Below are 23488 nucleotides of genomic sequence, written 5' to 3'. Positions count from 1 at the left end.
TTTTCCTGGTGGGCGGCGACAATGGCCCGGCGGCCGATGACGCAAAGGCCGCGCAATGCCCGGCGGTTCCGCCGAAAAAACAAGTGCTTATAAGAATTCAGCTTTATTCAGGCGATATTCGCTTGGCATTGTGAGACGTGACGATCGTTCAAGCCGTGACGGAACCTTCACCCGGGCGAAAGTAACATTTTATGAGCAACGATCAGAATACCCACATCGCTGATGAACTCGTCCTTGAAGACCTGCCGCTCGGCAAATTGCCTCACGAGCCCGTCGTCAATTCCAAGTCCACGTCCGCCAACCTGCCGGCCGTTGTCTCCGTCGTGACCGCAGAGGCCGTCGACGACTGCCTTGATGATGAGGCACTGGCAAGCCTCCAGGCTGATCTCGAAGCTGACGACAAGAAGGTGCCTGGAACGTCGTCGACCGTCCCTTCGATCGGGAAGTTCGATTACACTGTCCTATCGCAGGCAGCAGCGAAAGCAGCCCAGACGGCCGCCGCGCGTATCCACGACCGGCGCACGAACAACATGTTGGAAACCGGCGCCGATCTCCTGAAAGTTAAGCCGCTGCTTGGTCACGGGAACTTCACCTCATGGATTGAAGCGGAGTTCGGGTGGTCGGAACGCTCGGCACAGAACTTCATGAAGGCTGCCGAATTCACGTCGAAAAACGAAACGGTTGCGGTTTTGCCGCCGTCTTCCATCTACAGGCTTGCCGCGAAGAACGTCCCGGAGTCGGCTGTGAAAGGCGTGACGGCTCTCATCAAAGCAGGTAGGCAGCCGTCGATCGATGAGGTGATCGACATGATCAGCGAGGCGAAGGTCGCCGAGCGTGACGCCAAGGCTGCCGAGCGCATCGCGAAGGGCTTGAAGCCTGCACCTTCGAGGGCGGAAACCTTCGACAAGTTTTTGAAGCAGAAGCGCGCCGACAAGCGCGTGCAAGAAAAGCAGGCGGCTAAGGTGGAAGAGCGGAAGCAGGCCGGTAGCGAGGCGCTCGACATGCTCAAGAAGAGCCTTGGCTTGTCGCTGTTTGAGTTCCGGTTGCTCTACATCAAGTCGGCTGAGCAGTTCGATGTTCTGATCCGCATGCCGTGACTGGCGGGACTATGTTGGCAACGGCTCAACGTCTGTCAATCCCAAGCTGACATCCACGGAACTGAGGCACGGAAGAGCCACGGATCGGTCTGACGATGAGAGCCCGCCGATCTTTTTCGGCGGGCGCCTACGCGCAGCGCTCGACAATTCTGTCGCAGCCGCAAAACAGCAAAGAATCGATGGTGAGCTAACGACGATGATAGATGAAGAGAGTTCGATAGACTATTGGCGCACTGACCCGCGCGCCTTCGCTGATGCGTGGCTGCATGACGATTCACCTTATTGGAACAATCCCGACTGGCCCAGCGATTGGAGCGACATGTGCTGCCAGTTGAACGGCGACACCTACGAATACCAAGTTTGCAGAGCAGTGATGACGGAAGAAGAGCAGAACCTATACAACGCGCTTCCGGAGATCGTCACTGCTTGGCGCGGCATCAATTTCCCTACCGGTGAAGACCCTGCCGTGGCATTCGACTACGGCATGTCGTGGACCCTAGACCGCGAAAGGGCGGTTCGGTTCGCGAACCGATTTCTCGGCGTCTACAAGCACGATGGCCGACGCTATGACCGTGCTTTCGTCGCTGAAACGAAAGTGCACAAGAGTGCGATCTATGCGCTTTTCTCTTGCCGAGGCGAGAGCGAAGTCGTGCTTGACCCCGAGGTCCTTGCGATTTGCAACATCCAAGAAGTAGCGATGGTGTAGCCCCGCGCGAAACGTGCCAGTGACTACCGAGGCCCAAGCGATAAATCGTCCCGCTTTCGTGAAAAACACCATCGTCTTTTTGTGGCCAGCGCACTTTGGCGCGGCAAGCATCAAGAGGTGGCTGAGAGGGGGCGTCATTGATTAGATCCGCAACACAAGGACGAAGTCAGCGGTGGTCCGGCCGCGCAAATGTCGGACGGGCTGCTCACAAGTCGCGAAGAGCTTCAAGTTCAGGGAACTTCTGCCAGCGCAGCGTCGGGTTTCGACAAGCCGCACTGTTGGGCAGGTTCCCAACAAGCTGCCCATTGCGCACAATCACTTCTATCGCCTGCCTCCCGGTATATCCGCCCATCGCATTTTTTGCATTTGCCCTGACGCAAACCCAATGGAGACCCGACCGGCCATTTAGTTGCATGTAGGAAATCTCGGCATCTCGTATCGAGTAGGGATCAGCCAAAAAGTCCCTCGCATCATTCACGATGGCCGCTTTGACGGATGCCGGCGCTGGTTCGGCTGTTTGCATGGACGTTTGAAGTTCTGCGGACGACTGGCAGGCGGCCAGCGGCAGGCCTACCAGCGCGAGTTTTACAATTTTGAACATCTGTCCCTCATGCATGAATGCCATCGGACGTCTACGTGGGGCGGGCAGGAAGTCAAGGACTGGTTGTCTCGCCCGGTAGGCACAACCCCGCCACTCGCGCGCCGACAGGATCCGAACCTGTGACCTCTGCCTGAGAGGACAGCACAATCTCCATGACGCTTGTGGTTGAAGCGCCGCGCCGCTTCGGCTATGAAGCCAATGCTCGTGCCGCTTTCTTGCGGCCCGGGCCGATGCGGAGACCTTGTCCCCGCGGCGCGCACCCGTAGCTCAGCTTGATAGAGTGCTGCCCTCCTAAGCGTCCGCCAGAAGGACTAGGGGTCGCGAGCCTTGAAGGCTCCTCAAGTCCCTGCCATGCAGAACGCGTTGTCGAGGGACAGACTAGCCATTCTCACCATTTCGTGGCGTCGCGTTGCAACTGCAGGACGCTCAAACTATCGTGTCTCGCAGTTCGCCGGGGGCAGAAGCGGTGGCCATCGAGATTGTTGAAGTTATAGGCCGCTCCGAACAGGGGGTGACCCAACCGTTTATTTGCCGCGGCGCTGACGACGCGCTCTATTACGTCAAGGGACGGTCCGCCGGCCAGCTTTCCCTAGTCAAGGAGTGGGTCTGCGGTTGCTTGGCGAGGGAGCTCGGTCTGCCAATCGCTCCGTTTGAAATTGTCCACGTTGCGTCTGAGCTGATTGACCCATCATCCACCATGGAACTGAACGATTTGGGAGCAGGCGTGGCTTTCGGATCCCGACGCAGGGAGTTCGCTGGCGACATCCTGTTCTCGCAAGTGGAACGCGTTCCTTCAGCGCAACGTAGGGACATCATGGTGTTCGATCGCTGGGTCCGGAACTATGATCGTAGTCTCTCAGCGAAGGGAGGCAATCCCAATCTGCTGTGGGCAAACGATACCGAGTCGGTGGTTTTGATCGATCACAACAATGCGTTCGATGATGCACTTCCAGGTCAGGCATTCGCAGCGCAACATATTTTCGGATCGGAGTTTATGCCTTTGTGCCACGATAAGGCCGGAATAGCGTCATATGTTGAGCGCTTGGACCACGCCGTTCAGCGGTGGCCCGAAACTGTGTCTTCGCTGCCACCAGAGTGGCTGCATTTGGACACGATGGAGTCGGTCCCCGTAAATTTTAACTTCGCTGAGGCTGGAGCGGTGCTATGTGAGCACCGCAGTGAAGGGTTTTGGTCATGGTGAACGCGAAGCATCGGTGCAGATACTCGATCATCAGGTTTATGCCTCATGTTGAAACCGGGGAATTCGCCAACATTGGCGTCGTGTTGGTCGCACCGAAGGCTGGGTTCTTCAATTTTCGCGTTGAAGTGCGCCGCTATGCGCGCATTACCAATTTCTTCGACACCTTGGAGCCCGAGTTCTTCCGCAATGCCGCTGGCGCGCTGATTTGTGAGCTGGAGCGCGTTCGGGAGATGCTCCCCTCTGGAGAGGGTGCTCGCCTTCGGCTCGACCTCGGGTTCGATCAAACGTTTACTCACTTCTTTGACGAACTCACTCGAGCTCGGGGAGGGGTCATCACCTTCAGCGAGAGCCGGGTCGTGCTCTCTGATGACCCTGCAACAACGCTACACAAATTGTTCGGGCACTACGTCGAACGAAATTTCGTGACGCAGCAATACCGGGAGACGGTCTTGGAACAGCACATGAAGAGCTGGTTCCAAGAGCTCGACCTGAGCAGCCGCTTCGTGAAGAGGCAATTTGACGATGGTGTCTACCGTGCGAGCTTTCCCTTTGTTGAAGTGGACCAGGAAGGCGACGCTCGAAAGATCATCAAGCCCTTTTTCCTCGGCCAGAAGGAACCCACGTCCATGATTGACCACGGGGTAAAATGGGCGACGTCGGTTCGCCGTCTCAGAAAGGCACGTGTCATTCCAGAGCGCGTTCTCTTCGCGGTGGAAGGTCCCACTGCTGGCGGAGCACATGTAGCTGCCTACAAAGAGATCCGAGACCTTCTTGAAGACAGCGACATTGACGTAATACCGTTCGACCGGCAGCAAGCAATCCTGGATTATGCCGTCAGTTGATGACACTGTCGCCTTTCGAAGGCAGCACTCCTGGGGCTGGCGTAGCCGCCGGAAGTCCTTGATCCAGCAGGTGCTCACTGCTGGCCGTAGAAGGGCATCAGGGCGCCGCCAACGCTCTCGGCGCAATCTTGAGATCACACTGGACTGGGAAAGCTCCTTGGCGGCTCTCTGGGGTCGTCCTACGCATCATGAGGCACAATCAAAGTAGGTGCTTCATGGCGACGATCCGCAAGCTGCGCGGCAAATGGCAAGCGCACGTCAGACGTAAAGGAATCCCCCCCCTCGTGCCAGGTCCTTCGAGGCGAAGATCGACGCCGAGAAGTGGGCGCGAAACCTCGAAGCCGAACTCGATCGTTGCGGAAACCTGCCGGACACGCGGCTCGCCGAGCGTATGACCATCCGGGAGTTGCTGGAGCGCTACCTGCGCGAGATTACGCCGCACAAGCGAAGCGCCTCGTCGGAGACGTATCGCATCAAGGCGCTGATCCGAGCACCAGTTCCGCAACGGTTGCGGATTTCGACCGCTAAGCGTCGCCCTCCCATCCGACAGTCTCGCTCCGAACATTGACGCGGTCGAACAGCTGAAGAGCACCAAGCCCCAGCGCGCCATCGGGGGTCAGGAACCACGGAACCGGGCGCCTACCCCGACGCCGGGTCCCCTAACGGTGGACGGGGCAGGTGACCCCCTGCGGGCTTCACCACCCTGCCCCACCCACCATGCGAAAGCTGGGCCTCCTGGAGACGACACCTCACTCCACGGCAGCAGGGGTGCGAAGTCCTAGAGAACCCGCCTCCCCTTCAAAGGGATGCCTCTCGGGTCCGACAGGATCCGGCATCGGACCACCTCTGGTGGCGGGATAACCGAAGCCACTCTGAGTCCCGCACGAAAGCCAACCAGCAGGATTCAGGATTCAGCGCCTTAGTCAAAATGGTTGAGTTATTCCCCGCAGCGGACCAGCAGATTTGTTGTTCGGAACGTGAAAATCCTGTTGGATGCAGCCCCTGTTTTTAATAACATGCATTTTTATGATAACAACTCTTAATAGGGGAAGATACGTGGCAGTTCGCGCTTCGAAACACACCGCGCTGGCAAGTCTTGCTTTCCTGCTGTCACTTTCGTCACCGGCAATTTCGGATGAGCCCGGCTGTGGCGCGCCACATTTGAGCGAGGATGAAGTCTTTCTAGCCTCAAATTATTTTATCAACGATCAGACCGCCGTTCTCGAGCGGCAAATTCTTTATGTAGACAGCTATCGAACTGTGATCGGCGCCTACGTAGCGTCCTCGACTGACAACAAACCTCGCGACGCCCTGGCATTTTTCCTCGAAGGGCGCCCGAGCCCAAGTTCAGAGGTCAAAGGGATGGTCATCGAATTTCGAGACGACGCGAGCCAGTTGCGCCGCCCCATCTACGATGCCGCGAAGAAGACGATAACAATCTTCCTTCTCGCGCTTCGCTACCAGCCACTGAAGGATGCGCTGGATATTTGCGCCCCGGTCTATGCGCAGTATCGCGAGTTCGCCTCGGGGCATGTTTGGGCGGATGTTCACGTTGGGCCTTCGAATACAGGAACGGGACGTCGTTGAGGAAAATTCTGCCTGCCGACAAGGACACTCTCGTATTGGAAATGCGATTTGGCCTTACGCTAACCTTGCGCCAACCTTGCGGTAGGAAGGGCTTCAGACCGAAAAACCGCAAATGAAGAAGCCGAGGCCTTGTCGAGAATCCGTCCGGCAGCCGAGATGTTCAGATAAGAGATCTGAGTCGATCGACATCACTCGAGGGAGGCTCTCTCAACGACCTCGTTTGCCACAGTGAAGGCAGACCTTGCAGATCCGGACGCGGCAACGGGTGGGCCTTGCACTCCAAGAGGGGAACGCAAAGCCGGCGGAGCAGCAACCCGTATGGGTCAAGTGCAGAACGCGCATGAGCCGATCTGACGCGGTTTCGGAGAAGCGCGACCACGAAGCTGGAATAGCCCCCGTCGGAGGCCTGATTCTGCAGTGGCCCGTCCGCCACCCTTTCCCAACCACCTACCGCGGGACGACCAGTGCATTAAGGCACACGGGAGGTGGAGGCACGGCAAAGGACCAAGCGACCGCCCCGATCCGGGCAACTGAGAGGAGGCGTGACGTGGCTGGCTATCCTTGCCGACGTGATCTCGGCACCACATCAGTCGGTCCTTTCGCCCGTGGACGAGTGAATGCCGGTCGCTCGGAGGCTCTGCTTCGAGTGCAAAGCGCAGAGGCCACCTGCAAGAAAACTCCACCGTTTCTGAAGTGGCCGACGCTGCCAATGCGCGTCGTAGAGCTATGGCCAGCATGGATGACTGGATCCAGCGCACGATCGGCTCTAATAACTTGAACTACGTCCTTGCGCTCTTCTCCCCCAGAGATCCCTGCTGACGCTCCTGTAGGTGACGAAGAGCTTGAGCGACCTTACTCGTCAGGTCCTCGTAGATCACCAGTCTGGAGCCCAAGCGCCGCTTTGGCCTCAGCGGCTTGTCGCTCTTGCGAGATGCCCGGACGATCGCTGGTCGATGGTAACTCCTGGCGTCGTCCATTGCTTCCAGGCCGACAACGCCTGTCTTGAGGAACTTCTGCAGCCGGAAGGTGTCGGGTATTCCAGAATCGGCCTTCCTGAACGTAGGGAGGCGAAACTGAAAATGCGAGCCTTGCAGCGTCTGGAACCTGAACTCCGCCAGATCCTCGAGGGTCCGTAGTCCGGCCTTTTCCAGTTCGCTTCCGAGCAAGGTGACCTCGAGCCGAACACGAACCTCATCGTCCGGGATCTTGATGAAAGTCCCGGCGGCCTTGTTTTGCCGGTCAACCCGCTTGATCATCAACTTCCACGACGAATCCGATCTCTTGGCGCCGGTGTAGTAGGTCGAGTCGTGCGTGGGCGGAACATCGTGATCGTATTGGAGAAGCAGCACCTTGTCCTTGTGCGGATCGTGCTTGTCCATGTTGATCACGTGGGTGGTGGTGTCGTCGACGAAGAACCTGGGACGATCTGAAGGCGCGGTGATGACATCCCGGCTGGGAAAATGCGTCCGGGCGATCACACCAAAGAGCTTCACGAGAGCCTCCTCGGAATATGCTTTCGGCGTCAGGTCGACACTGATCTCCAACCCGACCAACTCGGGAGCGCTCTCGAGCGTCCATCGTTGGGCGACCTGGTCGATCGCTTGCATCACGCGTCCGAGGAGCGGCTCCTGGAAGCGGATCCTGAAAATTCGGCCGGTCGCGCCCTGCTCGTCTTCCACGTCCTCGACGTAGGCGCGCTGGCCGATCGCTGGCTCGATGTGGTGCTGGATCCACTTCCACTGGGTCGTGGCGCCCACGACCACTCGCACGTCCAGCCAGTCAATGACAGCGCGACAGGTGTAGCGCCCGAGATCGATCTCCGGCTCGAGCACGATCCGTCCATCGAACCGCGCCTGCGTCTTCTGGAGAGCGGCCCACCGGAACGCTAATTCGTGGGTGCTTGCTCCGCTCGCCGAGGCCGACAAAGCTATGCTGACGGTGGTGCCGATGATCGGGGATACCATGTTCGATTCGGAGAGGATCTGAGGCCCCCCTATAGCCGCATTGCCGCTCCATGTCCGGAACGTCGATCGGGCATTTTCGCGTCGGCCTCGCTTGCGGCGAAACCAGTTCGTGCACGCCGTGGCCCGAGCACCGGATGATACGAGCGTCTTGCCAGGCAGCATGATGCCCTGGCGGCCTCAGGGAGAGTCAGTGGCTGGAGGTAGCGCCCATTCTGCTACCCAACAGCGCGCAGAGGTCGGCGCGTGCCAGCGGGCTCCCCAGGCGGCCAGGCGCCGAAGTGGCCCAGATCGCGAGAGAACGGACGATCGGCAAGCAGCGATGATATCCGCCGTTGCGACCGGTCCCCGTGCAATTGCGACGGCGCGCCCTATATCTTGCCATGCAGGACGCCCCCGAGAGATCGCCCGGATGCGCCATGACCTGAGGATCTACGACAAAGATGCCGGTCGCTGGTGCTCGCCGATTGTAGCTGGTTGCGCATGCTGACGAACCTCGTGCCCGGGCTCGGATCTGGAATGGTGACGGTGATGATGAGCAACTTGCACGCCGGCCATGTGGCTGCACGCTATACCGGTGGGCTTGCCGCATGACCAACCTCTCGCCAGAGAACGTCCAGTCCTTCCCTTGCCCGTCGGCGCTGCATGCGGTGCCGCCGCGCATCGCGATATGCACCGGTGGCCTCCTCGCGGCCGAAACGGTCAACACCCTGCGCGTGCTCGAGACGCATCACGCGCCCAGCGATTACCTGCCGCTTGGCGATGAGGTCGCAACCCTGCGAGCGAGACTGAGCAGTTCGTTTTGCGACTGGAAGGGTGTCGCGCGCTATTTCGACATGATCTCGGGCGAACAGCTTCTGGCGCGTCGCCTGGACGTGTGGACGCCCCACCGAGCGTTTCGCCGCCCTGGCGGGATACGTGGCCTTCTATGCCGGGCTGATGGATGACGCCTGGGTCGGCGACATGCGGGTCGTCCCCCAGCCGGGCGATTTCTACGGCGGATGGATCACGTCCAGTCTGGACGGTCAGATCAAGGCCGCGGCGGGAACGCTGCATTGGTGACGTGGCAGTCTTCGCACTCTTCGGAGGCGAGACCAGCGGTGGAATTCGTGCCAAGGAGATTTAGATGCGTGGCCTGATCCAGACCGTCATTGCAGCCCTTCTGGTTGCCGGGCCAGTTCCCGCAGCGTCGGCCGACGAGGCAGTCATCGAGGATTTCAGGATGCAGCCCGAAACGCGATGGAGATTCTTCACCGACGAGGTGATGGGTGGCGTCTCGTCCGGAGAGGTCGTCTTCGCGCACGAGGAAGGACATTCATTTGCGCGAATGACCGGGCGTGTCAGCACCACCAACAGGGGCGGTTTCATCCAGATTCGAGTGGATCTGACCAGCCCGCCGCCGGAGGGCACGAGCGGCGTTCGCCTGATGGTTCGAGGCAACAGACAACGCTACTTCGTCCATCTGCGCACGGCCAGCACGATCCTGCCCTGGCAGTATTACCAGGCAGCCTTCGACGTCACCGAAGGCTGGAGCGAAGTGCGCTTGCCATTCGATGCCTTCACCGCCTCGGGGGCCTTGTTGCGCGACGTGCCTCGCCCGGAGAGCCTGAAATCGGTTGCCATCGTGGCCTATGGCAGGGATCACGACGCCGCGATCGACGTGCGCGAAGTGGCATTTTTCTGATCGAGGAGTCGCCTGATCTAGCCATGAACGGAGACCACTGCCTCGATATCGATTGTGATGCTTCCCGGCAGTGAACCGACACCGACGGCGGATCGCGCGTTATTGTCTCGCTCGACGAGCACCTTCAGGAGGAAATCTCAGTAGCCGTTGATGACGGCCGGGTGGTCGCCGAAGTCCGGAACGGCGTTGACCATGCCGAGCAACTTCGCGATGCGCTTGATCCGGCCGAGATCACCGAGCACGACCTGGAGGACAGACAGAAGAGTGATCCCCGTCATCGGGCACGGCAGGTGCTGATGGATTTGTGAATGTCGAGCCAGGCGCTCCTACCTGATCGCCTTAGCGTGACCTGGCACACGTTGCGTCCACGGGTCAGCGTTCTGAATGTCACGATCTGTGCGAACCCGTTTGCCGGTGAGACCGTGCTTGCCACTACGGTCCGATATCGTGCGCAGTTTCCTTTAAGTAATTCAGAACTATCTAAAGAATCAGACCTAATACCAACGGTCATATCCCCTGACCGACATGCGCCCAGTCCCGCATTCCGATCGACGTGATCGTGTGTGGCTGGGCGAAAAGCTTGCGCCAGGCGTCGCAGGCGGCCTCGATGATCGCCTCGTAGTCGGCGAAGACGCGGTTCGACAGCCAGTTGGCGCGCCTTCACTAGCCTGTTGCAAACGGCTATGAGTTCCCGCAAGAATTGAAAAGGGCACAAGTCGTTCTGGCTGGCCAGCTACGAGAATTGGAAGTGTTTTGAACAGCTATACGCCCGTCCAAGGCCACTATCACAGCCACCGAATCACTCTCGATGGATTTGAACAGGACGCGTTCACCCGATCTCTGACCGCAGCTCGTGTCGAGATGAACCCGCACCAGGTCGAAGCGTCGCTGTTCGCGCTGAAGTCGCCCCTTTCAAAGGGTGTCCTGCTCGCTGATGAAGTAGGTCTCGGAAAGACGATAGAAGCTGGCCTGGTGATGGGCCAGAAGTGGGCCGAGCAGAAGCGGCGCATTCTATTGATCGTGCCGGCGTCGCTCCGGAAGCAGTGGGAGCAGGAACTCCGCGAAAAGTTCTCCTTACCTGCCACCATCATGGAAGCAGCCACCTACAAGGGGCTCAAGAAGGACGGTCACTCCCGCCCTTTCCGAGACGCTCCAGGCATCATCATCTCAAGCTATGAATTCGCCGCGCGTAGCTCCGATGAGCTTGCGATGACGAAGTGGGACCTCGTTGTGTTCGACGAGGCGCATCGCCTGCGCAACGTCTACAAGCCCGGTGCGCTGCGGTCCAAGCGCCTGAAGGACGCGCTCCAAGATCCGTTCAAGGTGCTCCTGACAGCCACTCCGCTACAGAACTCGCTGATGGAGCTATTCGGTATCGTCTCGATGATCGATGACAACCATTTCGGCGGCGAGGACGCGTTCAAGACACTCTATACCGGCGCGCGTGCCACGCCTGCCTCGCTCGAGGCGTTGCGAGAGCGCCTCGTGCCCGTGTGCTACCGCACCCTGCGCCGTCAGGTCCAGGAGGCCGGCCACATCAACTTCACCAAGCGCAATGCGATGGTGTTCGATTTCGAGCCGCCAAGCCTTGAGGTGGAACTCTACGAAAAGGTGTCAAGGTTCCTCCAGCGCAAGGACACGGTGTCATATGGCGACCGAGCCAACGCTCTCGTCGTCCTCCAGGTGCGCAAAATACTAGGCTCCTCGACTTTCGCCGTTACCGGGTATCTGCGATCCCTCATCGAGCGGCTGGAAAAGCGCGGGATCGTCGATGAAACCGTCACCGACGATATCGAAACGATCGGCGAGATCGGCGAGGAACTGGAAAGTTACGCGGAGAACGTGGGAGAGATCGACGCCGCGTTGTTGGCCGTCGAGCTGGAGGAACTGCGGTCGTTTCTCCACTTGGCCGAATCGATCGGCCAGAACGCCAAGGGCGAAAAACTGCTGACGCAATTGCCGGGCATTCTCGATGCGATTTCGAGCAAGGGTGGCCAGCGCAAGGCGGTGATCTTCACCGAGAGCGTCCGCACCCAGAAATATCTGAACGAGCTTCTTTCGAGCAATGGCTATGAAGGTCAGATCGCACTGCTCAACGGCTCGAACAGCGATCCCGTCAGCAAATCACTCTACACGGCCTGGCGCGACGAACATGCCGGCACGGACCGTGTCTCCGGTTCGCGCACGGCAGATATGAAGGCAGCGATCGTCGATGCCTTCCGCGGCTCTGACAAGACCATCCTTATCGCCACCGAGAGCGGCGCAGAGGGCATCAATCTTCAGTTCTGTTCACTCGTGGTGAATTTCGATCTTCCCTGGAACCCGCAGCGCGTTGAGCAGCGGATCGGCCGATGTCACCGCTACGGTCAGAAGATCGACGTCACGGTGGTGAACATGCTGAATCGCAAGAACCAGGCGGAGCAGCGCATCTACGAACTCCTCGATCAGAAGTTCAAACTGTTCAACGGGGTTTTCGGATCCAGCGACGAAGTGCTCGGCACGATCGAGCGCGGCGTCGACTTCGAGCAGCGCGTCCTGGGCATCGTCCAGTCGAGCCGGACCGAAGAAGAAGTGATCCGCGAGTTCGACGCACTGACCGCAACGCTGCAAGACAGGATCGACTCCGACATGCAGTCCGCGCGCGCCAAGGTCCTGGAGCATCTCGATCAGGATGTCGTGGCACGCTTGAAGGGGCGTAAGGGCGAGCTCGACAATGCCGTCAACGATTTCACCCGGCGGCTAATCATGATCGCTCATGCCGAGCTCCCTGGCGCCCGCTTTCATCCCGATGCCTTGTTCCGCTTCGACTACGACGGACGGACATTCACGACGCAATGGCCGGACGCCGACGATCACGACTGGCAGTTCTTCCGCCTGGCCGATGGAAATCTCGCGACCGAGATCGTCCATAAGGCCAAAGCGCGGGACCAGCACTCAACAACCGCATCGCTTAGGTTCCGCGTTGATGAATATGCGTTCCCCGGGCAGCTGGCGGATGTGAAGAACCTAGCCGGTAAGTCAGGTTGGCTCCGCGTGTCGAAGGCGCAGATTGAGACACATGGGTCTGCGCGCGAGGAATTGCTGCTGTCCTGCTTGGACGACGACGGTGTGGAAATCCATCCGGAGACAGCGGACCGCATGCTGATGGTGCCGGCGACATCTACAAGCTCCGGGGTGCCATTCGACCAGAGCGCGCTGCACGGGATCGAGAGCCGTCTTTTCGGGAAATTTTCGGAGCGCGTAAAGAAACAGAACTTCCTCTGGCTCGAGGAAGAGGAGATCCGCCTCGACAACTACGCCAAGGATATCGAGATCGAGCTCGATGCACAGATCACCACCCTCGACAACGAGATCAAGCAGTTACGCAAGGAACGCCGGTCGCCGGATGCATCCATGGAGGAGAAGCTCGATCTCGGCCGCAAGATCAAGAAGCTTGAAGGGACCATGGACGATCTCAAGCTATCGAAGCACGAACGCCGGCGCGAAATTCGCAAGCAGGTGTCCGATATGCTGGACGAGGTGGCAGAAAGCCTCAACCGGCTACCAACGAAGAAATTGCTTTTTACGTTTCGCTGGTCGGTGGAGTAACTCTTGTGAACAACCGGACCGCTGCCGCCTTCGAGGATTTTGGCGCGGTCCCGGTCGAGATCGACTTCTATCTAGATAGCTATCCAGGTCCCGCGTGGGAGGTCAGGCCACTTCGGTATCGTGCCGGATGGTTGATGGTATCGCGCGCCACGATGGAGACGTCGTTCAGCATGTGGACGGCGCCCTTGGTCGCCTGTGTCGACGATAGCGGCGAGGCGTTGTCATCCTGGCTATCGTCGAAGCTCTTCGACATGCGGTGCTCAGTGCCCCGCGAATTGCGGGAGCTCCCGCCGGAGGAATTGGAGAACGCATCAGACGCGCTCTACTGGGATTTTTTGGGGACATGCGATCTGAAGCATCTGGCCATGCTTGCCCAGGCCGAAGAGAGCGCAGCGACCGAGATTGCCTTGCTTGAGAGCCGAGCTGACTCGATCCTGGCCGAGGCTGATTACCACGTTGCTAGCCTGCGCTCCTGGCTCCGCCGCGCCGATCCCCTGGACCGTCGGCGTCAAGCAGCAGTCGATCGGATCGCACTGATCGAGCGCAAACAGGCGGAGTCGGCGTTGTGGCTACGCGACCGGATTGCGACCCTCCGAGAGCGAGCGGCGAGCGAAGAAGCGGAAATCCTCGCATCGATCCGTCAAACTGGCGAGGTCGAACATCTCTACACCGTGCACTGGGTGGCCAGGCACACGCGCGATCGTCGAGAGAGCGTGTCCCACCTGCCCGCCTGGCACTACGAGCAGAACATCCAGATCGCTCCCGGACACTTTAACCGCACAGCCAACCCCTATGCGAGGTTGCGCTGGCGCGGGGCCGGCAGCGACGATAGCTTCGGCGACCGGCTATCTGGGCGTGTCGCTGTCGAGGCCCGCGAAAAGGGGATACTCGACAAGATAGCGAGTGCCGGGGTGCAACGAGTGACGTCGAGACAAGAACCGGTTGAGTGGGACAATAAAATCGATGCCAAGCGCGCTTATCCACCTGCAGGCAGAAGGACCTTGTCAGCAGCGGAGCGTGCGAGGCGACAGCAAGTGTGGAATAAACGGAAGAATGCGCTGAATGTCAAAGAAACCTAAACTTGAGCTGACCTGGATCGGCAAGGACGAGCGGCCGAAGCTGGAGCCGCGGATCCTGATCGAGGATCCCGCGCTGTCGCACCATGCGGCGACGCGGCGCGATGGCGACATCTTCGACAACATTCTGATCCACGGCGACAACCTGCTCGCGCTGAAAGCGCTCGAAGCGGACTACGCCGGCAAGGTCAAATGTGTCTTCATCGACCCGCCCTACAACACCGGCAGCGCCTTTACGCACTATGACGATGGGCTGGAGCACTCCCTTTGGCTCAGCCTGATGCGCGACCGCTTGGAGATGATCCGAACGCTGCTTTCGGAGGATGGATCTCTATGGATTACTATTGATGACAATGAGGCGCACTACCTGAAGGTTCTCTGTGATGAAATATTTGGACGTGATAATTTCATCGCAAGTATTGTTTGGCAAAAGAGATACAGTCGTGAAAATCGTGAGGCCGTCGGTGACGCCCACGATTACATACTAATATATGCAACAAACTCGTTGCGATTTAAATCCATTCGCAACAGAGTGCCAATGACTGAAGATCAGGAGAAGATTTACAAGAATCCCAACAATCACCCTCGAGGAAGATGGCGCGGCATCCCGATGACTGCCCAAGGCTATCGTCCAAATCAAATGTATGAGATTGTCGCCCCTGGCGGCGCCATTCACCGACCTCCTGAAGGTCGGTGCTGGTCCACAGTCGAGACTGAATTTAAGAAATTACTTTCGACCGGAAGAATATATTTCGGCAAAGACGGAAACAGTCAGCCCAACATAATAAGATTTTTGGACGAAGTAGAGGGTCTTGTCCCGTGGACTTGGTGGCCCCACGAAGAAGTCGGACATAATGATGAAGCGAAAAAGGAGATCCATCAGCTTTTCGGCAAGGCTGACGCATTTCTTACACCCAAGCCAGAACGTCTCATCCGGCGGATCCTTCAGATTGCGACGAACCCCGGCGACCTGATTCTTGACTCTTTCGCCGGCTCTGGCACCACCGGCGCGGTCGCGCACAAGATGGGTCGCCGCTGGATCATGGTCGAACTCGGCAACCATGCCGAGACGCACATCGCGCCTCGGTTGAAGAAGGTTATCGACGTCGAGGATTTGGGTGGCGTCACCGAAGCCGTCGGCTGGAAGGGCGGCGGTGGCTTCCGCTTTTACCGGCTCGCGCCATCTCTGCTGAGCGAAGACAAATACGGCAACTGGGTCATCGCGAAGGACTACAATCCGGCCATGCTTGCAGAAGCGCTCTGCAAGCACATGGGCTTTGTCTATGCGCCGTCGCAAAACCCTGAGGAATACTGGAACCACGGCCATTCCACCGAAACCGACTTTATCTATGTCACCACGCAGAACCTGACACACGAGTCCTGCCGACGGATCTCCGAGGATGTCGGCCCGGATCGCTCGCTCTTGATCTGCTGCAAGGCGTTCAACGCCAACCCCGACAGCTTCGACAATCTGACACTGGTGAAGATCCCGACCGCGATCCTGTCAAAATGCGAATGGGGCCGCGACGACTACTCGCTCAACATCAAGGACCTGCCGCCTGCGCCGGACTACCCCGAGGAACCGGCAGCGGCCGCCGGCTCCCGCAAGAAGGTGGCCGGGCTTCCGCTGTTCGACAGCGAAGACGGCGAGGCTTGAGATGAGCGAAGATCGCATTCGCCGCCAGATCGCCCAGCGCCTGTCCCTGCGCGCACCGCAAGAACGCTCGCTTGAGATCCTTGCCGATGTCGTCGGGCGTATCGGCATGACCAAGGGCGGCGACCCGATTGCCGCACTGGAGACGATCCGCACGGCCTATCCGTCGGTTCAGGAATTCGAGCGCGACTTTCCCTCGCTCTGCTTCGCGCTTGCCACCGGCGTCGGGAAGACACGACTGATGGGCGCCTTCATCGCCTGGCTTCACCTCAACGGCCGGTCGAAGAACTTCTTCGTGCTGGCGCCCAACACCACGATCTACGAGAAGCTGATCGCCGATTTCTCGAAGCAGTCGTCGCCGAAATATGTCTTCCGCGGCATTTCGCAATTTGCCCAGACGCCGCCGATCATCGTCACGGGCGACACCTGGGAGGAAGGGCGCGGTGTGCGCGGCGCCGATCTCTTCGGCGGCGAGGCGATCATCAACATCTTCAACGTCGACAAGATCAACAAGGACAAGGGCCGCATCCGCACGATGCGCGAGACCATCGGCGAATCCTATTTCGACTACCTGGCCGCTTTGCCGGATCTCGTCCTCATCATGGACGAGGCGCATCGCTACCGCGCCAGCGCCGGGATGCGGGCAGTCGCCGAACTCAAGCCGGTGCTTGGGCTCGAACTGACCGCGACCCCGAAGACGGTCGGCGCGAAGTCCGTCGCATTCCGGAACGTCATCTTCACCTACGGCCTCGGCGACGCCATGGCCGACGGCTTCGTCAAGGAGCCGGCCGTAGCAACGCGCGCGAATTTCGTGCGCGCCGACTACGATGCTGACCGGCTCGAGGAGGTGATGCTGGAGGACGGCATTCACTATCACGAGCACGTCAAGGTCGAGCTCGACCTCTATGCGCGCCAGACCGGCCGAAACCGCGTGCATCCATTCGTGCTGGTGGTCGCGCAGGACACCGCGCATGCAAGTGCCATTCGATCCCGTATCGAAGACGATGGTTTTTTCAACGGCGCCTATAAGGGCCGCGTCGCGGAGGTGCACTCCAACCTCAAGGGTGAGGAAAGCGATGAGGCGATCCAGCGCCTGGTCGGGCTCGAGACGGACAATCTGACCGAGATCGTCATCCACGTGAACAAGCTGAAAGAAGGCTGGGACGTCACGAACCTCTACACGATCGTGCCGCTGCGCGCGTCGGCATCCGACATTCTCACCGAGCAGACGCTCGGCCGCGGGCTCCGGCTGCCCTATGGCGAGCGCACCGGCGTCGAGTCCGTCGACACATTGACCGTCATCGCGCACGACCGTTTCGACGAGGTTATCAAGAAGGCAAGGGAAGCGGACTCGCTGGTCCAGATAAAGGCGCTCACGATCGGCCCCGGAGGCGACGTCTCGGCCGAGGCCGGCACGGTCCTCCAAATTCCGACCTCCTATGAGACCACTCTCATGGGCACAACGACACCGTTCGTGACCGCCAACGAGGCGGGCGCGATCTTCACCCATGACCACGAGCGGAAGGTCGTGGAATCGACGCTCGATTTCATTTCGAAGAAGTATGAGCGGCAGCTCAAGGGCGGCGTGCAGGAGCTTCTCCGGCCGGAAGTTCAACAGGAGATCGCAAACGACGTTCGACGCGCCCTGCAGCCCGCCCAGGGCTCGCTAGAGGGCATTGTCGCGCAGCCGAGGGTTCAGGAGATCGTCGGCATCGTCACTGCCAGCGTCGTGGAAAACACGATCGACATTCCGGAGATCGTCGTCATCCCGAGCCGCGAGGTCAACTTCTGGTTCGACCCTTTCCATCTGACTGGCTTGCAGGCAATTCACTACCAGCCGCTCTCCGATCGTATCCTCATCCGAAATCTGCGCGACCAGACCCAGCGCGAGCTCGCCCGCTCGGTCACGGGTCCGAAAGAGAGCCTAGTCGAAAACTACATCGTCAAGCACCTGATCGACTTCGACCAGATCGACTACGACTCCCAGGCGGACCTGCTATACCGACTGGCGGGCCAGGCAGTGACACATCTGCGCTCCTATCTCGCCAGCGAGGAGGATGTCGAAAACGTCGCCCTGGCGCATGGAAAGGCGATCGCAGCGTTCATCTTCGCGCAGATGCAGGGCCATTATCACGAGACGCCGGCCGACTATCAGGTGAAGCTCGTCCGCTCGTTCCGCGCGTTGAAGCCACTCGCCATCAGCATCACCAGCATCGCCCGAATGCTCGACATCGGCACCGCCGCAAAACCGCTGTCGGATACCCGAAGCTACGTCTTCAAGGGCACCCGCAAGAGCCCCTACAATTTTCACAAGTTCCAGTCCGACACGGAGCGCCGCTTCGCTGCCCTGATCGACAGCTCATACGAGAAGGATGTGCTGCGATGGGTGAAGCCCGGCCCGGGTCAATTCCAGATCGAGTATCGGTCAGGCAAGGCCTACGAGCCCGACTTCGTAGTCGAGACGACAGCCAGGAAACTGATCGCCGAGATCAAGTCGGACAGTGAGATGAGCGACCAGACCGTGCAGGAAAAATCACGTGCTGCACGCGAATGGGTCAGGCACGCCAACGCGATCTCCGCGGTGACGAAGTCGAAGCCCTGGTCCTACGCTGTCTTGCCTGACAGTGCGATCACGGAGAGCGCGACACTCGCCGGGCTGATGTCCATGCACGGGCAGGGCTGACTTATTCGACAACACTGGGAGGCTAGAGAATCTGTTGAACACATTTCGCTTCATCCACGCCGCCGATTTGCATCTGGGCAGCCCGTTCCAAGGCCTGGCGCTGAAGGATGAGGAGATCGCCGCGCGGTTCGCGCGCGCCACGCGGGACGCGTTCTCCGCTCTTGTCCGTCGTGCGATCGACGAGAAGGTTAACTTCGTCATTGTGGCAGGCGATGTCTATGACGGTGAATGGCGCGACAACTCCATCGGGCTGTTCTTCAATCGCGAATTGGCCAGGCTCGTCAAGGCGGGCATCGCGGTCTTCCTGCTCAAAGGTAATCATGACGCCGACAGCGTCGTCACCAGGAGCATCACCCTGCCGGCCGAGGTGCACAATTTCGATACCCGAAAACCGCAAAGCATACAAATCGACGGCGTAAAAGTGGTTCTGCACGGGCAGGGATTTGCCGATCGCTGGATCGCCACGAACATGGCCACCATCTATCCGCAGCGCATCAACGGGCTATTCAACATCGGCGTCCTCCACACCTCGTTGAACGGCCGTCCTCCGCACGCCAACTACGCGCCCTGCTCGCTCCAGGATCTGCACGCCCACGGCTATGACTACTGGGCGCTCGGCCATGTGCATGAGTATGAGGTCGTCAGCGATGATCCGTATGTCATTTTTCCAGGCAATCTCCAGGGCCGCAATATTCGCGAAACAGGAGCGAAAGGCGCTGTTCTGGTCACCGTCGAAGATGGCCGCGTCGCGTCCATCGAGCGCGTCATTGTGGACGAGGCGCGTTGGAGTTCGCTTACTATCGACGTGACGGGCCTCGACGACCTAATCGGCGTGCTGCACGCGATCGAGAAGCAGGTCCGGGACGTCGTGACGGCCGCCGATGAACGGCTCGTGGCACTGCGCCTCCACCTGGTAGGCACCACGCGCTTTCGTGCCTGGCTGGTCGCCAACCGATCCCTGGTAGTCGATGAGGTGCAGGGGGCCTGCCAGCGGGTGCATCCTGACGTTTGGCTGGAGAAGCTGGTCATCGACGTCGTTCCACCTGCAAGAATCGAGGTGCATGCCACGACCGGCGCAGGGCTCGATCTTGAGACCCTACTCGAAACCGTAGAGAGAGACCCGCAGACGCTCGAGCAGGCAACGCTGCTGGTCGCCGATATCGTGGCAAAACTCCCGGGCGGCCTTGGTGCAGCCGAGCTTCCCTTGGGCGAGGATCTCGTAACGTTGCTGGCGGAGGCACGCGAATTGGTATTGCATCGCGCCGCCGAGGTCGACTGATATGCGGTTCAATGCGCTACACTTCATGCGTTACGGTTCGCTGACCGACCGGACCCTCCAACTTCGGCCCGATGCCAAATTGCACATCGTCTTCGGCCCAAATGAGGCCGGGAAGAGCTCGGCGCTTGCGGCTATCACTGACCTACTCTTCGGCTTTGCCGCCAAAAAGGAATTTTCCTTCCTTCACGACGCGGCCACGCTGCGGGTCGGAGCCGAAGTCATCAGCCGTGACGGTGCATCGCTTAGCTTTCGCCGCCGCCGCGGAAACAAGAACACGCTTCTCTCTGCGACTGCGGAGGAAACCCCATTGCACGACGACGCGCTATCGCCCTTTCTCGGCTCTCTCCGCCGGGAGACATTCAAGCGGGCCTTCGGTCTGGATTCCGCACGCCTGCGCCAAGGCGCAGCCGAGATGTTGCGCAGCGATGGCGAGCTCGGCAGCATGCTGTTTGCGGCCGCTTCAGGCCTGCTCGGGCTGACCTCAATGCGCGCGAAGCTCGAAGAGGAGGCCGATGCGATCTTTACCAAACGGGCCTCGGCGAGCCGTCGCTTCTACCAGATCCAAGCGCGGCACGAGGAAGCTCGCAGACGCGAGCGCGACAGCGAACTGCGATCTGCCGACTGGAAGACGCACGTTGCGGCACTCGAAGAGGTCACGCAGAGCACAGTCGCCACCAAAGCCATGCGCGTGGAGACGTCGGGCCAGATCAAGCATCTGAGCAGGCTGCGCCAGTTGCAGCCGGCGCTCGATGAAATGGACGAGGCAACCCGCGATCTTGACGCCTTTGCAGACATCGCCGCCCTGCCAACCGACCTTGCCGATCGCCTATCGGAGAGGCTCGCTGAATGCGCCGCATCGGATAGTGCGGCGACAACGGCCGCGAAGAACGAAAACGACCTTGGTGAAGCGCTTGCGGGGATCGTAGTCGATTCAGCGCTCTTGGCCGACGCTGCCGCCATCACCGCTCTCTTCGCCCAGACAACCGACTTCACCAGCAAGCAGCGCGACTTGCCCCGCATCTTGGCGGAAGAGAACGACTACCGCGACCGGATCGGCCAGTTGATTCGCAGGATCGGTCTCAGAGAGGACTCCAATGCGGATGCGCTGCAGCCGTCAGACCCGGCGCTGGCGCTGGTGAACGAACTGGTCGACGAAGGGCGCGAGCTTGCAGACCAAATCCGGGCGCTCAACAACGCCATCAACGCCGAGCGCCGCACCCGCGAGGAGTTGCAGCGCTCGCAGCAAAGTGCCGCACTCATCGACCCGAAACCGTGGCGCGATCGGGTGGCGGCGCTCAGCGTTGATCTGAAGTCTGTTGAGGCCATCGGCGACCTGGTAAAAAGACGCACAGCGCTGCTGCGCAGTGTGGAGGAGCATGCTGTTCGTTTGACGCCGCCGGTGCATGATCTCACGCGCCTAGCTGCCTGCCCGCTCCCCTCCGTCGCCATGCTGGCGCGTCACCGGATTGCCCTTGCCGACATTGCGGACCGGACGCGCGATACCAGTGCCACACTGAAGACCCTGACCGAGGAAAGCCGGCGTCTTGAGGCCCAGATCGCCGAGCTCGAGATTAGCGGTCCGATCTCCTCCGTCGAATCGATCGCCGAGGCCCGAGCCGCCCGCGATTCGGGCTTCGATCAGCTTCGCCGGGCCCTGCTCGGCGAGACGCACGCCCAGAACGCTCCGTCCGACCTCTCAGCCTATCAGTCGTTAGTCGCCGAGGTCGATCGACTTGTGGATCTGTGGATCGCAGATTCGCAGCGCGGCACGCAGCACGCTACCGCAATGATTCGTCGCAGCGCGCTCGACGTGGAGATCGCGGCCAGAGGTGCGGAGCTCAGTCTGCAGGCGGCCGAAATGGCCGACGCGCGCTCGCACTATGAGGCGGAGTTCTCCGCGGCGGGGATTGCCCCAGGCACGCCAGCCGACATGGAGGCCTGGGTCCAGCGTGTCGCCGGATTGTTGGACGAGCGCCGCGCCGCCGAGGCGCTCGCCGACGATGTTGCGGTCCTGACTGATCGCGAGGCGGCGCTGACACCCGCGCTCATCGAGATCTCAAGGGGTATCGCGCTCGAGGCGGGCAGCCTGCCGACCCAGGCGCTCGCCCGTGCCATCGACGCCAAGCTTACTAGTCTGGCCGACGCCTGGACCGAAGGCCGCACCATTGAGGGCAAACGCCAGGAAGCTGTCCGCCGGCTGGAGCAACTCGAAGCGGATCTGGCAGACGCCATTGTCCGGCAGAACGATTGGGCCGTGAACTACCATGCAGCCTTGTTGCCGATCGGCCTCGACGTCGAGACGACGATGGACCAGGCGATCGTGGCGCTCAAGGCCTGGCGCGAATATCCCGATTTGGTGCATGAGCGCGATAATCGGGGCCGGCGCGTGAAGGGCATGCAGCGTGACACGACTGCCTTCCTGCAGGCGGCGCAGGATTTGGCTGCCCGGCACGCTCCGGACCTACAGGCCTTGCCGGCCGACAGGCTCGCTGACTCGCTGCGCGAGCGACTCCAGGCGGCACAACAGGCCAAGGTAAAGCACGAGGCAACCGGCGCTGCGCTCGCGAAGGCGACCAGTGAGCTGGCCGCAGCGCGGCAGCGCAATGAAAACGCATCATCGGCGCTCTCTGAACTCACTGCCGTCCTGCCGAAGGAGACTGATCCGGCCGCGCTGGTCACACGCCTGCGAGCGCGAGATAGTCTGCGCGCCAATCTGATCGAGGCGCGAAGGCGGTTCCACACTCTCGCCGACGGTCAGGACGAGATCATCGCCCGTCTCGATCTCGCCGGCTTCGACCGAACCGCCGCGCAGGTCGACATCACCCGCTTGGAGCTTGAGCACGATCGTCTGGTGAAGCAGCTCGGCGAAGACGCTGCGCGGGAGGCGGAACTGCTCATGACTCAGCGCCGACACGAGGCGAGTGAGGGATCCGAGCTGGCGGCACTCCAGCGACACTCGGCTGAAGTTGAAATCGTCGATGTCGCGCGACACTGGGCGGTGCTGAAACTCGCATCGACCATGCTTGGTGCCGCGATGGAAAAGCACCGACAGACCCAGGCGGACCCGCTGCTTCAGCGCGCTGGTGCCTTGTTCGCGATTCTTTCCGGTGGCTCGTTCGCGCGCCTCACGCAGGAATTTGGCGACGACGACCAGCCGGAACTGCGAGGCGAGCGCCCTGGCGGCGAGCGGGTGTCCATCGTCGGCATGAGCGACGGCACAGTTGACCAGCTCTATCTGGCCCTAAGGATGGCCTACCTTGAGGAGTATGCATCGCGCAACGAGCCCGCTCCCTTCATCGGCGACGATATTTTCCAGACTTTTGACGACGAGCGCGCGACTGCAGGTCTCGTCGCGCTGGCACAGATGAGCGCCACCATCCAGCCCATCCTATTCACCCATGAACGCAGTGTGGTGGAGTTGGGGGGCGCCGCTCTAGGAGCGGATCTTGATGTAATTGATTTATAAGCCAGTTCCCGAAGCGGCGTCACGCTCGCCTACTCTTTCCTGCTCCCCCCCACACGCGGGGAT

16 protein-coding genes and 2 pseudogenes are annotated in these 23488 nt (G+C 60.2%); 14 read left to right on the top strand and 4 right to left on the bottom strand.

Annotated features, from left to right (window positions below; genetic code table 11):
• Positions 1-191: 191 nt before the first annotated feature.
• Both N1F91_RS19445 and N1F91_RS19440 read left to right on the top strand, forming a co-directional pair.
• Positions 192-1097 carry a DUF3102 domain-containing protein gene (locus tag N1F91_RS19445; protein ID WP_289994742.1) on the top strand — a complete coding sequence of 302 codons (906 nt, stop codon included), beginning with the start codon at positions 192-194 and terminating at the stop codon, positions 1095-1097.
• Positions 1098-1293: 196 nt separating this feature from the next.
• Positions 1294-1803, top strand: coding sequence for a hypothetical protein (locus N1F91_RS19440; RefSeq protein ID WP_289994741.1), 510 nt, complete (start codon positions 1294-1296; stop codon positions 1801-1803).
• Positions 1804-2008: 205 nt separating this feature from the next.
• On the opposite strand, the gene N1F91_RS19435 is transcribed toward N1F91_RS19440, so the two are convergent.
• Positions 2009-2404 carry a hypothetical protein gene (locus N1F91_RS19435; RefSeq protein ID WP_289994740.1) on the bottom strand — a complete coding sequence of 132 codons (396 nt, stop codon included), beginning with the start codon at positions 2402-2404 and terminating at the stop codon, positions 2009-2011.
• A gap of 466 nt (positions 2405-2870) precedes the next feature.
• Between N1F91_RS19435 and N1F91_RS19430 the strand changes: the two genes are divergently transcribed.
• The 3 genes from N1F91_RS19430 to N1F91_RS19415 all read left to right on the top strand — a co-directional run bounded on the left by N1F91_RS19430 (position 2871) and on the right by N1F91_RS19415 (position 6034).
• Entirely contained in the window at positions 2871-3605 is a 735-nt protein-coding gene (locus tag N1F91_RS19430; protein WP_289994739.1) for a HipA family kinase, read from the top strand.
• Positions 3599-4447 (top strand): DUF3037 domain-containing protein, encoded by an 849-nt coding sequence (locus N1F91_RS19425; protein ID WP_289994738.1) that lies wholly within the window; start codon positions 3599-3601, stop codon positions 4445-4447. Before N1F91_RS19430 ends, N1F91_RS19425 begins: the two co-directional genes overlap by 7 nt.
• A gap of 1056 nt (positions 4448-5503) precedes the next feature.
• Positions 5504-6034 (top strand): hypothetical protein, encoded by a 531-nt coding sequence (locus tag N1F91_RS19415; RefSeq protein WP_289994736.1) that lies wholly within the window; start codon positions 5504-5506, stop codon positions 6032-6034.
• A 779-nt stretch (positions 6035-6813) separates the two neighbouring features.
• Here N1F91_RS19415 and N1F91_RS19410 read toward each other — a convergent pair.
• Positions 6814-7998: a hypothetical protein gene (locus N1F91_RS19410; protein ID WP_289994735.1), complete on the bottom strand. Its 1185-nt coding sequence runs from the start codon at positions 7996-7998 to the stop codon at positions 6814-6816.
• Between the two features lie 587 nt (positions 7999-8585).
• On the opposite strand from N1F91_RS19410, the gene N1F91_RS19405 reads away from it, so the two are divergent.
• The 3 genes from N1F91_RS19405 (at position 8586) to N1F91_RS19395 (ending at position 9679) form a co-directional block, all read left to right on the top strand.
• Positions 8586-8942, top strand: coding sequence for a DUF427 domain-containing protein (locus N1F91_RS19405; protein WP_289994734.1), 357 nt, complete (start codon positions 8586-8588; stop codon positions 8940-8942).
• Positions 8914-9057, top strand: a complete 144-nt coding sequence (locus N1F91_RS19400) for a hypothetical protein (RefSeq protein ID WP_289994733.1) — start codon at positions 8914-8916, stop codon at positions 9055-9057. The genes N1F91_RS19405 and N1F91_RS19400 overlap by 29 nt, the downstream gene beginning before the upstream one ends.
• Before the next feature lie 64 nt (positions 9058-9121).
• Positions 9122-9679 (top strand): CIA30 family protein, encoded by a 558-nt coding sequence (locus N1F91_RS19395; protein ID WP_289994732.1) that lies wholly within the window; start codon positions 9122-9124, stop codon positions 9677-9679.
• Between the two features lie 17 nt (positions 9680-9696).
• On the opposite strand, the pseudogene N1F91_RS19390 reads toward N1F91_RS19395, so the two are convergent.
• Both N1F91_RS19390 and N1F91_RS19385 read right to left on the bottom strand, forming a co-directional pair.
• A pseudogene (locus tag N1F91_RS19390) lies at positions 9697-9957 on the bottom strand (RidA family protein); the annotation flags it as partial.
• Positions 9958-10186: 229 nt separating this feature from the next.
• Positions 10187-10336, bottom strand: a pseudogene (locus N1F91_RS19385) (IS630 family transposase); the annotation flags it as partial.
• A 96-nt stretch (positions 10337-10432) separates the two neighbouring features.
• Between N1F91_RS19385 and N1F91_RS19380 the strand changes: the two are divergent.
• Genes N1F91_RS19380 through N1F91_RS19355 form a run of 6 tightly spaced genes read left to right on the top strand, consistent with a single transcriptional unit; the run spans position 10433 to position 23425 of the window.
• Positions 10433-13267 (top strand): SNF2-related protein, encoded by a 2835-nt coding sequence (locus N1F91_RS19380; protein ID WP_289994731.1) that lies wholly within the window; start codon positions 10433-10435, stop codon positions 13265-13267.
• 5 nt (positions 13268-13272) lie between these two features.
• Entirely contained in the window at positions 13273-14346 is a 1074-nt protein-coding gene (locus N1F91_RS19375) for a hypothetical protein (RefSeq protein WP_289994729.1), read from the top strand.
• On the top strand, positions 14330-16000 hold the full coding sequence (locus N1F91_RS19370; RefSeq protein WP_289994726.1) for a site-specific DNA-methyltransferase: 1671 nt from the start codon (positions 14330-14332) through the stop codon (positions 15998-16000). The genes N1F91_RS19375 and N1F91_RS19370 overlap by 17 nt, the downstream gene beginning before the upstream one ends.
• 1 nt (position 16001) lies before the next feature.
• Positions 16002-18680, top strand: a complete 2679-nt coding sequence (locus tag N1F91_RS19365; RefSeq protein ID WP_289994724.1) for a DEAD/DEAH box helicase family protein — start codon at positions 16002-16004, stop codon at positions 18678-18680.
• 34 nt (positions 18681-18714) lie between these two features.
• Complete coding sequence (locus N1F91_RS19360) at positions 18715-19959, top strand: DNA repair exonuclease (protein ID WP_289994722.1); 1245 nt, start codon at positions 18715-18717, stop codon at positions 19957-19959.
• Position 19960: 1 nt separating this feature from the next.
• On the top strand, positions 19961-23425 hold the full coding sequence (locus N1F91_RS19355; protein ID WP_289994721.1) for a YhaN family protein: 3465 nt from the start codon (positions 19961-19963) through the stop codon (positions 23423-23425).
• Positions 23426-23488 lie beyond the last annotated feature (63 nt).

Origin of the sequence: Aquibium sp. ELW1220 (assembly GCF_030398385.1) — a bacterium.
Taxonomy (GTDB): domain Bacteria; phylum Pseudomonadota; class Alphaproteobacteria; order Rhizobiales; family Rhizobiaceae; genus Aquibium.
This window is presented reverse-complemented; position numbering and strand designations above follow the sequence as displayed.

Excerpts from the sequence above, each read along its gene's own strand:
- N1F91_RS19445 (WP_289994742.1), top strand. The coding sequence starts at position 192 with ATGAGCAACGATCAGAATACCCACATCGCTGATGAACTCGTCCTTGAA.
- N1F91_RS19440 (WP_289994741.1), top strand. The coding sequence starts at position 1,294 with ATGATAGATGAAGAGAGTTCGATAGACTATTGGCGCACTGACCCGCGC.
- N1F91_RS19435 (WP_289994740.1), bottom strand. The coding sequence starts at position 2,404 with ATGTTCAAAATTGTAAAACTCGCGCTGGTAGGCCTGCCGCTGGCCGCC.
- N1F91_RS19425 (WP_289994738.1), top strand. The coding sequence starts at position 3,599 with ATGGTGAACGCGAAGCATCGGTGCAGATACTCGATCATCAGGTTTATG.
- N1F91_RS19410 (WP_289994735.1), bottom strand. The coding sequence starts at position 7,998 with ATGGTATCCCCGATCATCGGCACCACCGTCAGCATAGCTTTGTCGGCC.
- N1F91_RS19405 (WP_289994734.1), top strand. The coding sequence starts at position 8,586 with ATGACCAACCTCTCGCCAGAGAACGTCCAGTCCTTCCCTTGCCCGTCG.
- N1F91_RS19395 (WP_289994732.1), top strand. The coding sequence starts at position 9,122 with ATGCGTGGCCTGATCCAGACCGTCATTGCAGCCCTTCTGGTTGCCGGG.
- N1F91_RS19370 (WP_289994726.1), top strand. The coding sequence starts at position 14,330 with ATGTCAAAGAAACCTAAACTTGAGCTGACCTGGATCGGCAAGGACGAG.
- N1F91_RS19365 (WP_289994724.1), top strand. The coding sequence starts at position 16,002 with ATGAGCGAAGATCGCATTCGCCGCCAGATCGCCCAGCGCCTGTCCCTG.
- N1F91_RS19355 (WP_289994721.1), top strand. The coding sequence starts at position 19,961 with ATGCGGTTCAATGCGCTACACTTCATGCGTTACGGTTCGCTGACCGAC.